Raw genomic sequence first — 13,981 nt, 5'->3', positions numbered from 1 at the left:
ATGATTGACTGACGGCTCCGCATTTTCGAAGCTTGCACGCGATCGGGACTGCCGGCATGCCGGTCCAGTCGCCCGCCATGCGCGGCCCGATTCGTACAAGCCGATGCGGGGGGATAGGCTATGTCGTCCAATATGGAACAATGGCTGAGCAGACGCGGAGTAACGGTGAGCGACGTCGCGGATATCGTATTTTCGCTGCAGCGCCCTTATAATCCGGACCTGACTTACCAAGAATGCGAAGAGAGCGTGCTTCACGTGTTGGGCAAACGCGAGGTGCAATACGTGCTGTTTACCGGCATCGCGCTGGATGAGCTGGCCGAACGCAAGCTTCTGCCGGAACCGCTGCAGGCCATTATGGAAGCGGATGAGTCCCTCTTCGGCGTCGACGAGACGCTCGCGCTCGGCATCACGAACGTTTACGGCATGATCGGGCTTACGAGCTTCGGCTATCTCGACAAAGTGAAGCCGGGCATTATCCGCAAGCTGAACGAGAAAGGCAAGCATGTGCATGTCTTTCTGGACGACCTCGTCGCCGGACTTGCCGCCGCGGCTTCGGCGCGCATCGCGCATCAGGATCCGAAGGCCAACCGCTACGAGATCGCCGATCAATCGCAGTGACGCCGACGTTCCCGGCAGGCAAGCGGCGCGGCTTCCAGCCATGCGGCGTTGCGATGGAATCCAAACATATGGTATCATTATGACATCATATGCCCAGATAACGAGAGTTTATAGCGCGGCCATGGCTCCCCATGTGCGTTCAGATGATCCTTTAACAATGCTCAGGAGGTTCCTTCATGTGGACGGTTATCTATATCGCGCCTACGGCAAAAATTGCGGAGAGCATTAAAAACCGGCTGACCCAGGAAGGGTTTCTCGTAAAGATTCGACCGATTAATGTTTCGAAGCAGCAATTCGAAATATTGGTCCCATCTGGCGAACTGGAAGAAGTGCAGGAAGTGCTGAACGGCATTTTAAACTCGCAACGTTAAATCGAACCGGCGCGTCCCCGGGCGCGGCTTTGTACCTTTAAAACTACTTCCTTTCATGCGCAGCCTGAAAGTCTTAAAACTACTGCGTTCCCATGCGCAGGTTGTAAACATTAAAACTACTGCGTTCCCATGCGCAGGTTGTAAGCATTAAAACTACTGCGTTCCCATGCGCAGGTTGTAAACATTAAAACTACTGCGTTCCCATGCGCAGGTTGTAAACATTAAAACTACTGCGCCCCCAAAGAGGTGTCACTCGTGTTCAAGGACTTATTCCATAAAAAAAAATACGCCACGATTCCTTCGGGCCAGCCTCGCACGAAACCGGATATCCCGGAAGGCTTGATGTCCAAGTGTCCGAAGTGCGGCAACATCCAATTCAGCAAAGAAATCGAGAAGAATCTGAAGGTTTGCCCGAGCTGCGGCTATCACTTCCGCCTCAGCGCATGGGACCGGATCGCCATCACGCTTGACGAGGGCCGTCTGACGGAATTCGACGCCGACCTGTCTTCCGAGGATCCGCTCGGATTCCCGGGCTACGCCGGCAAAGTGGAAGCGCAGCAGAAGAGCTCCGGCCTGACCGACGCGGTCGTGACGGGAGAAGGGACGATCGGCGGGCTGCCGGTCGTCGCCGCTTTCATGAGCTTCGATTTCTTCGCGGGGAGCATGGGTTCCGTCGTCGGCGAGAAAATCACGCGCGCGATCGAACAAGCCTACGAGAAGAAGCTGCCGCTCATCATTTTCTCGACGTCCAGCGGCGCACGTATGCAGGAGAGCATCCTCAGCTTGATGCAAATGGCCAAAACCAGCGCCGCGCTGGCGAAATTCCAAGGCGACGGCGGACTTTACATTTCCGTCATGACCGATCCGACGACGGGCGGCGTCTCCGCGAGCTTCGCGATGCTGGGCGACTTCAATTTGGCCGAGCCCGGCGCGCTGGTCGGTTTCGCGGGCCGCGTCGTCATCGAGCAGACGATCCGCCAGAAGCTGCCGGACAATTTCCAGACGGCGGAATTCAACCTGCAGCACGGCCAATTGGATAAGGTCGTGCATCGCAAAGAATTGAAATCGATGTTGACCAAACTGCTGGATATGCATTCTGCGAAGGGGGAAACGATTAATGGCGGGTGAGCTGCCGTTTGAGAAACCGCTGAACGAGCTGCAAAAGAAGATCGAGGAACTGAAGAAATTCGGCCAAGAGTCGGGCATCGATTTCAGCGATGAAATTTCCCGCCTCGAGGAGCGCTGCAAGCAGCTGCAAGAGGAATTGTACAACGAATTGTCCCCTGCCCAGAAGATGCACCTGGCGCGCCATCACGGGCGCCCGACGTCGCTGGATTTCATCGGGGCGATTTTTACCGATTTCATCGAGCTTCACGGCGACCGCCTGTTCGCGGACGATCTGGCGATCGTCGGCGGCTTGGCGAAGCTGAACGGCGTGCCGGTTACGGTCATCGGCCATCAGCGCGGGAAAGACACGAAGGATAACATCGCGCGTTTCTTCGGCAGTCCGCATCCGGAAGGATTCCGCAAAGCGCTGCGGCTGATGCAGCAGGCGAACAAATTCCGCCGTCCTATCGTGACGTTCATCGACACGAAAGGCGCCTACCCCGGCAACACCGCCGAGGAACGCGGACAATCGGAAGCGATCGCCCGCAACCTGCGCGAGATGGCGACGTTCGGCGTGCCGATCATCTGCGTGGTCATCGGCGAAGGCGGCAGCGGCGGCGCGCTTGCGCTCGGCGTGGGCAACCGCGTGCTGATGCTGGAGAATGCCATTTATTCCGCGATTTCGCCGAACGGCGCGGCGTCCATTCTATGGAAGGACGCGGGCCGCGCGGACGAAGCGGCTTCGGTCATGAAAATCACGGCAGGCGATTTGCTCGGCTTCGGGATCATCGAAGAAATCATCGAGGAGCCGCAGGGCGGCGCGCATCGCGATCTGGCGGCGCAATCCGAATCGATCAAAGAAGCGGTATGGCGCCATTTGATCGAGCTGTCCCGCATGTCCCCGGAAGAGCTGGTCGAGGACCGTTACAATAAATTCCGTAAAGTCGGCGCTTACCGCTCGTCCGGCCCGGCCGTGGCGGCCGAGGCCGCCATCGAAGCCGAGTCGGCCCAAGTTTAACGAACCCAATCACGTATCCGCATTAACGGAGGATGGAAACCACTCATGCGCAAAACAAAGATCGTTTGTACCATTGGCCCGTCCAGCGAATCGCTGGAAAACACGAAGAAGCTCATTAACGCGGGCATGAACGTCGCCCGCCTGAACTTCTCGCACGGCGATTTCGAGGAGCACGGCAACCGAATCAAGAACATCCGCCAAGCGAGCAAGGAGCTCGGCAAGAACGTCGCGATCCTGCTTGACACCAAAGGCCCCGAGATCCGTCTCGGCAAGCTGAAGGAAGAACCGATCGAGCTGAACCAAGGCGAGACGATTACGCTCACGACGGAAGAAATCCTGGGCGACCGCAATCGGATTCCCGTAACGTATACGAACCTTCCGGCAGATGTCGAAATCGGGGCGACGATCCTGATCGACGACGGTTTGATCGGCCTGACGGTCGAGGAAGTCGAAGGCACGGAGATCAAATGCCGCATCGTCAACAGCGGACCGATCAAGAGCAAGAAAGGCGTTAACGTGCCGGGCGTTCATATCTCGCTGCCGGGCATCACGGAGAAAGACGCCGGGGATATCGTGTTCGGCATCGAGCAAGGCATCGATTTCATCGCGGCTTCGTTCGTGCGCAAAGCGACGGACGTGCTCGAAATCCGCGAGCTGCTGGAGAAGCATAACGCCAGCCATATTCAGATCATCTCCAAAATCGAGAACCAGCAGGGCGTGGACAACCTCGACGAAATCCTGGAAGTTTCGGACGGCTTGATGGTTGCCCGCGGCGATCTCGGCGTTGAAATTCCGGCCGAAGAGGTGCCGCTTGTTCAGAAGGAAATGATCCAGAAGTGCAACCGCGCGGGCAAACCGGTCATCACGGCGACGCAGATGCTGGATTCCATGCAGCGCAACCCGCGTCCGACGCGCGCGGAAGCAAGCGACGTCGCGAACGCGATCTTCGACGGCACGGACGCCATCATGCTGTCCGGCGAGACGGCCGCGGGGAAATACCCGGTCGAATCCGTTCAAACGATGTCCCGGATCGCGGTGCGCGCGGAATCGGCGCTGGATTACCGCGAGATCTTCACGAAGCAAGCCAAAGCGCAGCAATCGACGGTAACGGAAGCGATCAGTCAAGCCGTGGCGAATTCCGCGCTCGACCTGAATACGAAAGCGATCATCACGTCGACGGAAAGCGGTTATACGGCGCGCATGGTATCCAAATACCGTCCGAAATCGCCGATCATCGCCGTTACGCCGGTTGAGCAAGTGATGCGCCGTTTGGCGCTGATCTGGGGCGTGCTGCCGGTACTCGGCACGCCGGCGGAAACGACGGACGCCATGTTCGACATCGCCGTTCAAGGCGGCATCAACTCCGGCCTCGTGAAGCTGGGCGATACGGTCATCATCACGGCGGGCGTTCCGGTCGGCCGTTCCGGCTCGACGAACCTGATCAAGATCCATACGATCGGCGAAATGATCGCCAAAGGCCAAGGCATCGGCAGCCAAAGCGCCACCGGCAAAGTGGTCTCGGCCCGTACGCCGGAGGAAGCGATCGCGAAGACGACGGAGGGTTCCATCCTGGTGACGACCTCCACCGATCGCGAATACATGCCGGCCATTCAGAAAGCGGCGGCGGTCATCACCGAGCAAGGCGGCATTACGAGCCATGCGGCGATCGTGGCGCTGAACTTGGGCATCCCGGTCATTCTGGGCGTGCACAATGCGCTTGAGCTGCTGCATGACGGGATGGAAGTCACGGTGTATGCCGAAGTGGGCGTCATTTACTCCGGACAAGCCAAGGTCATGTAAGAAACCCCATACCCGCATAAACGTATAAAGAAGCGATGGCGCGCGAGCGCCGTCGCTTTTCGTTCAACTAAGGAGAGAATGCGCATGACCAATGAAGATAAGGATACGACGGTTCGCTGGCACCTGCACCCGCTGCGGGTCAGGTACCAGGAAACCGATCAGATGGGCGTCGTGTTCTACGGCAATTACGTCACGTGGTTCGAGATCGGACGAACGGAATTCGTGCGTTCGCTCGGCACGCCGTACGACGCGATCGAGAAGCAGGGACTCCTTCTGCCGGTCGTCGACTTGGACTGCGCTTACGTTTCGCCGGCCCGTTACGACGACAACGTGCTCGTATGCACGCGGATCGACAAGCTGTCGCCGGTGCGGCTGTCGTTCCGTTCCGAAGTGAGGCTGGCGGGAGAGGGAGAAACATTCCCGACGCTCTGGGAAGGGAACGAGCCGCCTGGCAAACTGCTCGTGAGAGGCGGTACGCGCCATGTCTGGGTAAACCGGGATTGGCGGCCCTCGCGCCTCGACAAGGCGCTTCCCGAGCTTTATGCAAGGCTGGAATCGCATGCGGCGGACATCTTATAAATAAGCCGAAGGAGGGATTGCGAAGATGCTCAAATGGTTGGTTGCGGCTATTATCGTTATCCCGGCGGTTGAATTGTGGGGCATTATCCGGATGGGACATTTGATCGGCGGTTGGCCGACGTTTCTGATCATCCTGCTGACCGGCTTCCTGGGCGCGAAGCTGGCCAGCTCGGAGGGCCGCAAAGCGTTCGCGGAGGTTCAGATGCAGCTCCAGAGCGGCAGACCGCCCGGGCATGCCATGCTGAACGGCATTTGCGTCCTGATCGGCGGACTGCTGCTGCTGCTGCCGGGCTTCTTCTCCGATATCGTCGGCGTGACGATGCTCCTTCCGTTCACGCGCCCCTTTTACCGAATCCTGATGTATCGCTGGTTGGAAAAGAAAGTGCGCAACGGCTCGTTCGTGATTCGGCGCAGGTAAATAATTCTTTCGTCGCATCCGCGCAATCGGCATAAGATTGCCCGGCATACTCGGAACGCGCTCCCCGCGTTGGCCGGCCATAACAAAAAGTCCTGCTTTCGCGATCGAAGGCAGGACTTTTGGCGTTTCGCCAAGAAACGGATCGGACCGGTTATTTCGGCCCGCGGACGATGAACGCATACAGGTCGCGGAAGACGTTCGCTTTATGTATGGTGGTCAGGATGACGAGCGAGACCGGGCCGATGATGAGCCCGAGCACGCCGAACAGTTTCAGTCCGACGAACATGGAGATGAGCGTCGGCAGCGCCTCGAGTCCCACGCTGCTGGCAAGGACCTTGGGCTCCAGCGTCTGTCTGGCGACGAGAATGACGCCGTAGAGGATCGAGAGCTCGATGCCGAGCGTGACGTCGCCGTAGATGAAGGTGTAGAGAATCCAAGGGATCATGGCCGCTCCTACGCCCAAGTACGGAAGCAGATCCACGAGGCCGATCAGCATGCCGATGGTGATCGCGTAATGGACGCCGATAATGAGGAGGCCGACGGTTACGACGACCGCCGTGATGGAAATCATAATGAACTGGGCGCGCAAATACCCGAACAACGCTTTCTTGAGATCGCCCCATACGATGGTCGTGGATTGCATGATGCCCTGCGGCAGCCACGCGGATGTTCGTTTGCCGAGCCGGTGCCAATCCTTGCTGATGAAGAAGGCGGCCAGCAGGACGACGACGGAGATCGTCGCGACGTTCGGCAGCGACGTGATGATGCTCACGATGCCGTTCAAGAAAAAAGTCACGATATTGGTGCTCGTTTGCGCGACCAAATTGGCGGTATCCGAGATCCGGCTGTTGATCGTTTCCTGGTAATTGGGATTGTCCTGGTAGAAGGAAGTGAGGTTCTCGATCAGGTTTTGGATTTCGGGCTTGTTCATCAAGAATTCGAATTGATCGCGCCACCAGTCGATGCTGTTGCTGAGCGATTTGGACAAGGTGATGATTTCCACGACGATCCGCGTGACGAGCGCCGAGACGATCGTCAGCATCGCGATGACGAAGACGACGAGCGTAATCGAAACGCCGATCCATCGCGGAAGTTTTAATTTTCTGTTAAGGAGATTGACGATCGGATTGATCGCGTACGCGAGCAGCCACCCCAGGAGAAACGGGTAAACGAGCGGCGTCACGTAAATCACGGCGAGCACGAAGACGACCAGCAGGGAGATCACCAGCGCGGCGCGCCATATTCGTTTCCAGATGACTCGGTCCATAACAACTATCACTCCTCAAAGTTCTAAGCGGCCGACATTCCTTTATACATTATTGTATAATTGTAGCATAGCGAGTATGGCCTTTACCAAAAAATAAGTCTTGTTCCGGTTTCTTTACGCCCCCTTTACAATCCATTAATATGCGAGAAACAATAAACCTACATAATGAGACTATTCGACAATCAGGAGGACCCTGGATCTATGAACAAAATCATGTCGCCCTATTTGAATCGCGACTTAAGCTGGCTTGAGTTTAATCGCCGCGTGCTGGAAGAAGCGCAGGATCCCGGCAATCCGCTGCTCGAGCGGGCAAAGTTTTTGGCCATCGTGTCGAGCAATTTGGACGAGTTCATGAGCGTCCGCGTTGCCGGCATCCAAGATCAGATAAAAGCCGGGTTCACCAAGCGCGACTTCACGGGTTACATACCTGCAAGCTTATGGAAACGGCTGATGAAACGGACCGGGCAGATGGTTGCGGACCAGTACCGGACTTACCGTGAAATACTGCGGGGATTAATGAAGGAAGGCATTTGCTTCCGAACCATAGATGAATTGAATCCGCAGCAGTTGAAGGCGGTCGACGAATATTTCCTCGAAATCGTATTCCCGGTATTGACCCCCATGGCGGTCGACCAAAGCCGTCCGTTTCCGCTGCTGCACTCCAAGGAGCTGTACTTGTCCGTTCTGTTGGGCCGCGGAGAGCGGCCGGAGCTCGACGAAGACCCGTTCTTCGCGATCGTGCAGGTGCCTTCCATCCTCCAGCGTTTCGTCCAGGTACCGGGAAGGGTCAACAGCAAGAAGCATGAATTCGTGCTGCTGGAGCAGTTGATCGAACGGCATATCAATACGTTGTTCAATGGTTATACGACGATCGCCGTCGATCCGTTTCGTTTGACGCGCAACGCGGACTTGACGCTGAACGAAGAAGGCGCGGAGGATTTGCTGGAGGAGATCGAGAAGGAGCTTCGCCGCCGCCGCTGGGGGCTTCCCGTACGTCTCGAATACGGCAAGGGCATGCACCCGTACTCGCTGCAAATGCTGAAGGAAGAGCTGGAGCAGGGCGAGAATCTGTTCGAGATCGACGGGCCGCTCGATCTCAGCTTCCTGATGCGGTTTACCGGCTCGCTGGAGGGTTACGAGAATCTGAAGTATCCTCGGATCGAACCCGTGTACCCGCATGAATTCGAGCACACGGAAGACATGTTCGCTGTCCTTCGGCAGGAAGACGTGCTGGTGTATCACCCGTACGAGTCGTTCGATGCCGTGACCGATTTCGTCATGGACGCGGCGCAGGATCCTTACGTGCTCGCGATCAAAATGACGCTGTATCGGGTCAGCGGCCAATCGGCGCTCGTTCAGGCGCTGGCCGTCGCCGCGGAATCCGGCAAACAAGTCACGGTGGTCGTGGAATTGAAAGCGAGGTTCGACGAGGAGCGGAACATCGCGTGGGCGCGCCAGCTGGAGAAAGCCGGCTGCCATGTCGTGTATGGCCTCGTGGGTCTGAAGACGCATGCCAAAATCACGCTGGTCGTGCGCAGAGAACAGGGCGTACTGCGCCGCTACGTGCATGTCGGCACGGGCAATTACAACGACAGCACGGCGAAGCTCTACACCGATATCGGCCTGTTCACGTCCCATCCGGTCATCGGCGCCGACGCTTCCGCCCTGTTCAACGAGATCACCGGCTATTCGTCCCCGTACGAATGGAAGGCGTTCGGCGTCGCGCCGACGGACTTGAAACAGAAGCTGTTCGGGCTGATCGACCGCGAGAAGGCGCATGCCGCAGAAGGAAAACCCGCCCATATCATCGCAAAAATGAACAGCTTATCGAATCAGGAGATGATCGATAAGCTGTATGAGGCTTCCATGGCCGGCGTCCGGATCGAATTGATCGTCCGCGGCGTATGCTGTCTGCGTCCGGGCGTGCCCGGCTTAAGCGAAAATATCCGCGTCATCAGCATCGTGGACCGGTTTCTCGAGCATTCCCGCATCATTTATTTCCGCAACGGCGGGGAAGAGGAATTGTTCCTGTCCAGCGCCGACTGGATGACGCGCAATCTGACCCGGCGGATCGAGCTCATGTGCCCCGTATTCGACGCGAGGCTGCGCGGCATGCTGATGAACGTGCTGCGCATGAATCTCGACGATAACGAGAAAGCCCGCGAGCTGCAGTCGAACGGCGGCTACGAGGCGGTCCGCAACGAGCTGCAGTCGCTGCGCAGTCAATTCCAGGCGACGAACATCCACCGATGGAAATATTCTTCTAACGCTGTTCCGGTGAATACAGGATCGGAGTAAGGCCCCAGAGCTTCTTGAAATCATCGGAAATCGAGTCGACCTCTTTGTGTTCGACCCCCAGCGCGCCGCTCGCCCGGACCGCCCGCAGATGCAGCTTGCCGTCCGATTCCGTGGCCTCCAGCTTGCCGATGGCCTGCGTTTCGCTGCGGTCGAGCGCGATCGCCAGCTGGAGCAGCGTGCCGAGCTTGCAGACCAACGCGATATCCTCCTCGGACAGCAGCGGCCTGTAGTACGCGGCGATTTGTTTCGTGCGGTTCTTGCTTTTATAGGACGCGATCAAAGCGCAGATCAGCAGCTCCCGGTGGGACAAGCCGTTCAGACGGGAGTTGATGATGAGGTAGAACGTATGCCGTTTGTAATCGTAATAATCGATGCCGGCGCCGATTCGGTGCAGCGTGGAGGCGATATCGATGAACAGCATGGCGTTGTCTCCGTCCGAGAGGCGGGCTTTCAGCAATCCGGTCAATTGCAGGACGATCCGGTTTACCTGCGCCGTGTGCTGCATCGGAGCTTCCGGATGAAGGGCCGCCAAATTATTGACGCTGTACATGGTGATGTCGTCCAGCCGCGGCCGATCCGGAAAGCGGGTCGCGTAGAAAAGACCGTCGCGAAGACCGGTGCCGCAGATCAAATAATGCGATGCGCCGACCGCGCGGAAGATCGTCCGCAGAATGGCGAGTCCCGGCACGATGATGTCGACGCGGTCTTTGGAAAGTCCGGGAAAGTTCTTGCGTTTGCCGATCGGCAGCTTGCGCAGCAGCTCGAAGAGCTCGCCGGCGGCTTCGCCGGTCAGCGGATAATTATGCGTGCTTTCGAACGGATATTTCACGTATGCCTGATGCATCTTGCCGAGCGCCCGGACGGTGCCGCCCACGCCTACGAGCGGGAGTCCGGGCGACTGCTTGAGCCAAGGCTGGCGCTGAACGGCTTGTTCCACGAGCTGCTCCAGCTCCTTCAGCGCCTGGTCGGACAGCATGCCGCCCTTGGAGAATTGGCGGGTCAGGCTGACGCAGCCGAACGGGAACGAGACCGCCTCGACGAGGCTGCGGTTCCTGAACAGCGATACCTCCGTGCTTCCGCCTCCGATATCGATCAGCAAGCCGTCCGTCACGGACATCGAATTAATCATGCCGAGAAAGCCGTAGCCGGCTTCTTCTTCGCCGGAGATCAGCTCGATCGCCAGTCCCGTCTCCGATTCGATCCGCTCGAGCACATGGCTGCGGTTGGCGGAATTCCGGATGGCGGCCGTGGCTACGGCACGGATCAGACCGGTTTTGTGGTGCGCGCAAATCAAGCGGAAATGGTTGATCATATCGACTATCTGTTGAATGACTTCGTCAGGCAGGGCGCCGTTCTCGTCCAAATGCTCGCTGAGCCTCGCGGCGCGCTTGCTGCCGTCGATGACGCGGTGCGCACCGCCGGAGGTCCGTTCATAAACGACCAGCCGGATGGAGTTGGAGCCGATGTCGATAATGCCGATGCGTTGTTCCGTCAATGCGTGGAGCCTCCTTCGGAAAATCGTGAACGTTGTTTCAGGTACTATCGCACATTTTACCACTTGCGGCGGGCTTCAACAAAGGTTTGTTTTGCAGGGGTAAAAGCACGGGGAACTGGGTAAAATCATGGGAGGATTCACCGCGAAAATGGCGAAATTTCGAACGGGAAAAAAGCTTTTATGGTGGCGATAAAGCATTTTTATGTCTTGTTTTGTTTCCTTCCGGATCGAAATCCGATATGATTAAAGATGACGATACGGAACTCGAATCCAACTATTGTTAATTGTTCCTCCATTTATGAAATAAAAGGTGTTAAAGGAGAGAGAAACATGACAGCAACCAAAGGTCTAGAAGGTATTGTCGCAACGACTTCCTCGATCAGCTCCATCATCGACGGCGTCCTGACTTACCGCGGCATCAATATTGACGACTTGGCGGAGAACGCTTCTTTCGAAGAAGTGGCCTACCTGCTTTGGTACGGCAAGCTGCCGAACCAAACCGAGCTGGGCGAACTGCTGAAGCAGCTTGGCGAATACGCCGCGGTTCCTGCCGGCGTACTGGATTCCTTGAAGCTCTACCCGAACGACACGAACTCCATGGCAGCTCTTCGCACGGCCGTGTCCAGCTTAGCTTTGTTCGACGGGCAGGCGAACGATATGTCCAAAGAAGCGAACATTCAGAAAGCGATTAAAATTCAAGCGCAAATCCCGACGCTGATCGCTGCCTTTGCACGCATTCGCGAAGGCAAAGAGCCTGTCGCGCCGAAAACGGGCGTTTCCATCGCTTATAACTTTCTGTATATGCTTAACGGCCAAGAGCCGGATCAAGTCGCCGTCAAAGCGCTCGATCAAGCGCTTGTGCTTCATGCCGACCACGAGCTGAACGCCTCGACTTTCGCGGCGCGCGTGACGGTTGCGACCTTGTCGGACATCTACTCCGGCATCACGTCCGCCATCGGAGCGTTGAAAGGCCCGCTGCACGGCGGCGCCAACGAAGCCGTCATGGTCATGCTGGAAGAAATCGGTTCGTTCGCGAACGTGGAATCCTATATTAACGAAAAGCTTGCGAACAAAGAAAAAATCATGGGCTTCGGACACCGCGTCTACAAGAACGGCGACCCGCGCGCGAAACATTTGCAAAAAATGTCCCGCGAGCTGGGCAAGCTGACCGGCAGCATGGAGCTGTACGAGATGTCCGTCAAAATTGAAGAGCTCGTAACGGGCCAAAAAGGGCTGAAGCCGAATGTCGACTTCTACTCCGCTTCGGTGTACACGACGCTGGGCATTCCGCGCGACTTGTTCACGCCGATCTTCGCGATCAGCCGCGCATCGGGATGGACCGCGCATATCCTCGAGCAATACGACAACAACCGTCTGATCCGTCCGCGCGCGGAATATACGGGACCGGTCGATCAAAAAGTAACGCCGATCGCGCAGCGTTAATCACGAACAGCAAATAGACGGCCGTGGGTAATCCTGTGACCGTCCTGCCTCTGACGGGGTGTTGACGCGCAGCTTGCCTCAAGCTGCGTTGCCGGCTCCCGTCATGTTATGTGTACCGAACCAACTACATTTTAGGAGGAATTCATCATTATGCAACTCGAAAAATTCGCATTGCCGACAGAAGGCGACAAAATCACGATCGATAACGGCGTGCTTCAAGTACCGAACAACCCGATCATTCCTTTCATCGAAGGCGACGGCACGGGCCGCGATATCTGGAAAGCATCCAAACGCGTTCTGGACGCGGCCGTAGAGAAAGCATACGGCGGCGAGAAAAAAATCGCTTGGTACGAAGTGTTCGCCGGCGAGAAAGCATTCAATACTTACGGCGAGTGGCTTCCGGCCGACACGCTGACGGCTATTCGCGAATACATCGTTGCGATCAAAGGACCGTTGACGACGCCGATCGGCGGCGGCATCCGTTCCCTGAACGTCGCGCTTCGCCAAGAGCTCGACCTGTACGTTTGCCTGCGTCCCGTCCGTTACTTCGACGGCGTGCCTTCCCCGGTTAAACGTCCGGAGCTCGTAAACATGGTGATCTTCCGCGAGAACACGGAAGACATCTATGCCGGCATCGAGTACCAAGAAGGTTCCGACGCGGTCAAGAAAGTAATCTCCTTCCTACAAAACGAAATGGGCGTCAACAAAATCCGCTTCCCTGAAACGTCGGGTATCGGCATCAAGCCGGTTTCGGCGGAAGGTTCCAAACGTCTGGCTCGCGCAGCGATCGAATACGCGCTGAAACACAACCGCAAATCGCTGACGCTCGTGCATAAAGGCAACATCATGAAATTCACGGAAGGCGCGTTCAAGAACTGGGGCTACGAAGTGGCCGAGCAAGAGTTCGCGGATCAAACCTTCACGTGGGGCCAATACGACCGCATCAAAGAAGCAGACGGCGCGGACGCTGCCAACAAAGCGCAAAAAGACGCGGAAGCCGCCGGCAAGCTGATCGTGAAAGACGCCATCGCCGATATCGCGCTGCAGCAAGTGTTGACGCGTCCTACGGACTTCGACGTCATCGCGACGCTGAACCTGAACGGGGACTACCTGTCCGACGCACTGGCTGCGCAAGTCGGCGGCATCGGCATCGCTCCGGGCGCCAACATCAACTACCTGACCGGACATGCTATCTTCGAAGCTACGCACGGCACGGCTCCGAAATACGCGGATCTTGACGTGGTGAACCCGGGTTCCGTTATCCTCTCCGGCGTTATGCTGCTTGAGCACCTGGGCTGGCAGGAAGCGGCTGATTCCATCTACAAAGGCTTGGAAACGGCGATCAACAACAAAACGGTCACGTACGACTTCGCCCGCCTGATGGAAGGCGCGACGGAAGTGAAGTGCTCGGCGTTTGCCGACGAGATCATCAAGCATCTGTAAGGAATAGGGGTCTCTATTGACCCTTTGGTTTAAAAATAAATTCATAAGTGCATCCTCTAGATATTAAGTGCACCCCCTAAATCTCCCTGAGGGGGACTCCAAGGGCTTCGCCCTTTGGAATCCC

At 57.1% G+C, this 13,981-nt stretch carries 12 protein-coding genes; 10 read left to right on the top strand and 2 right to left on the bottom strand.

All coding sequences use genetic code 11. The features are described 5' to 3' along the window. The first annotated feature begins 120 nt into the window (after nt 1-120). The 7 genes from GT019_RS19595 to GT019_RS19565 all read left to right on the top strand — a co-directional run bounded on the left by GT019_RS19595 (nt 121) and on the right by GT019_RS19565 (nt 5,911). Nucleotides 121-618, top strand: a complete 498-nt coding sequence (locus tag GT019_RS19595; protein ID WP_161744886.1) for a phosphatidylglycerophosphatase A family protein — start codon at nt 121-123, stop codon at nt 616-618. Between the two features lie 176 nt (nt 619-794). Next, nucleotides 795-989, top strand: a complete 195-nt coding sequence (locus GT019_RS19590; RefSeq protein ID WP_161744885.1) for a glutamate decarboxylase — start codon at nt 795-797, stop codon at nt 987-989. A 255-nt stretch (nt 990-1,244) separates the two neighbouring features. Further along, on the top strand, nt 1,245-2,117 hold the full coding sequence (accD, locus tag GT019_RS19585; RefSeq protein WP_161744884.1) for an acetyl-CoA carboxylase, carboxyltransferase subunit beta: 873 nt from the start codon (nt 1,245-1,247) through the stop codon (nt 2,115-2,117). Then, complete coding sequence (locus GT019_RS19580; protein WP_161744883.1) at nt 2,107-3,114, top strand: acetyl-CoA carboxylase carboxyltransferase subunit alpha; 1,008 nt, start codon at nt 2,107-2,109, stop codon at nt 3,112-3,114. The genes accD and GT019_RS19580 overlap by 11 nt, the downstream gene beginning before the upstream one ends. A 45-nt stretch (nt 3,115-3,159) precedes the next feature. Continuing rightward, nucleotides 3,160-4,914, top strand: coding sequence for a pyruvate kinase (pyk, locus tag GT019_RS19575; protein WP_161744882.1), 1,755 nt, complete (start codon nt 3,160-3,162; stop codon nt 4,912-4,914). A gap of 84 nt (nt 4,915-4,998) precedes the next feature. Further along, a complete protein-coding gene (locus GT019_RS19570; RefSeq protein ID WP_161744881.1) occupies nt 4,999-5,493 on the top strand; it encodes an acyl-CoA thioesterase in 495 nt (164 codons plus the stop codon). Between the two features lie 25 nt (nt 5,494-5,518). Continuing rightward, nucleotides 5,519-5,911, top strand: coding sequence for an FxsA family protein (locus tag GT019_RS19565; protein ID WP_161744880.1), 393 nt, complete (start codon nt 5,519-5,521; stop codon nt 5,909-5,911). 151 nt (nt 5,912-6,062) lie between these two features. Here GT019_RS19565 and ytvI read toward each other — a convergent pair whose 3' ends face one another. After that, on the bottom strand, nt 6,063-7,178 hold the full coding sequence (ytvI, locus tag GT019_RS19560; protein ID WP_161744879.1) for a sporulation integral membrane protein YtvI: 1,116 nt from the start codon (nt 7,176-7,178) through the stop codon (nt 6,063-6,065). A 201-nt stretch (nt 7,179-7,379) separates the two neighbouring features. Here ytvI and ppk1 point away from each other — a divergent pair, with 201 nt between their 5' ends. Then, nucleotides 7,380-9,476 carry a polyphosphate kinase 1 gene (gene ppk1 / locus GT019_RS19555; protein ID WP_161744878.1) on the top strand — a complete coding sequence of 699 codons (2,097 nt, stop codon included), beginning with the start codon at nt 7,380-7,382 and terminating at the stop codon, nt 9,474-9,476. On the opposite strand, the gene GT019_RS19550 is transcribed toward ppk1, so the two are convergent. Further along, nucleotides 9,442-10,971, bottom strand: a complete 1,530-nt coding sequence (locus GT019_RS19550; protein WP_161744877.1) for a Ppx/GppA phosphatase family protein — start codon at nt 10,969-10,971, stop codon at nt 9,442-9,444. The genes ppk1 and GT019_RS19550 overlap by 35 nt on opposite strands. Before the next feature lie 330 nt (nt 10,972-11,301). Between GT019_RS19550 and citZ the strand changes: the two genes are divergently transcribed. Both citZ and icd read left to right on the top strand, forming a co-directional pair. Then, nucleotides 11,302-12,414, top strand: a complete 1,113-nt coding sequence (citZ, locus tag GT019_RS19545; protein ID WP_161744876.1) for a citrate synthase — start codon at nt 11,302-11,304, stop codon at nt 12,412-12,414. 150 nt (nt 12,415-12,564) lie between these two features. Then, on the top strand, nt 12,565-13,857 hold the full coding sequence (gene icd / locus GT019_RS19540) for an NADP-dependent isocitrate dehydrogenase (RefSeq protein WP_161744875.1): 1,293 nt from the start codon (nt 12,565-12,567) through the stop codon (nt 13,855-13,857). The last annotated feature ends 124 nt before the right edge of the window (nt 13,858-13,981 follow it).

This window comes from Paenibacillus glycinis (assembly GCF_009909185.1).
GTDB classification, from domain to species: Bacteria; Bacillota; Bacilli; order Paenibacillales; family Paenibacillaceae; genus Paenibacillus_Z; species Paenibacillus_Z glycinis.
Note: the sequence above shows the minus strand (reverse complement) of the source record. Positions and strands in the feature narration are given on the sequence as shown.

Bases quoted from the DNA above. Each gene is read 5' to 3' on its own strand.
- ppk1 (WP_161744878.1), top strand. From the start codon at position 7,380: ATGAACAAAATCATGTCGCCCTATTTGAATCGCGACTTAAGCTGGCTT.
- GT019_RS19565 (WP_161744880.1), top strand. From the start codon at position 5,519: ATGCTCAAATGGTTGGTTGCGGCTATTATCGTTATCCCGGCGGTTGAA.
- pyk (WP_161744882.1), top strand. From the start codon at position 3,160: ATGCGCAAAACAAAGATCGTTTGTACCATTGGCCCGTCCAGCGAATCG.
- ytvI (WP_161744879.1), bottom strand. From the start codon at position 7,178: ATGGACCGAGTCATCTGGAAACGAATATGGCGCGCCGCGCTGGTGATC.
- GT019_RS19590 (WP_161744885.1), top strand. From the start codon at position 795: ATGTGGACGGTTATCTATATCGCGCCTACGGCAAAAATTGCGGAGAGC.
- GT019_RS19570 (WP_161744881.1), top strand. From the start codon at position 4,999: ATGACCAATGAAGATAAGGATACGACGGTTCGCTGGCACCTGCACCCG.
- citZ (WP_161744876.1), top strand. From the start codon at position 11,302: ATGACAGCAACCAAAGGTCTAGAAGGTATTGTCGCAACGACTTCCTCG.
- GT019_RS19595 (WP_161744886.1), top strand. From the start codon at position 121: ATGTCGTCCAATATGGAACAATGGCTGAGCAGACGCGGAGTAACGGTG.
- icd (WP_161744875.1), top strand. From the start codon at position 12,565: ATGCAACTCGAAAAATTCGCATTGCCGACAGAAGGCGACAAAATCACG.
- GT019_RS19580 (WP_161744883.1), top strand. From the start codon at position 2,107: ATGGCGGGTGAGCTGCCGTTTGAGAAACCGCTGAACGAGCTGCAAAAG.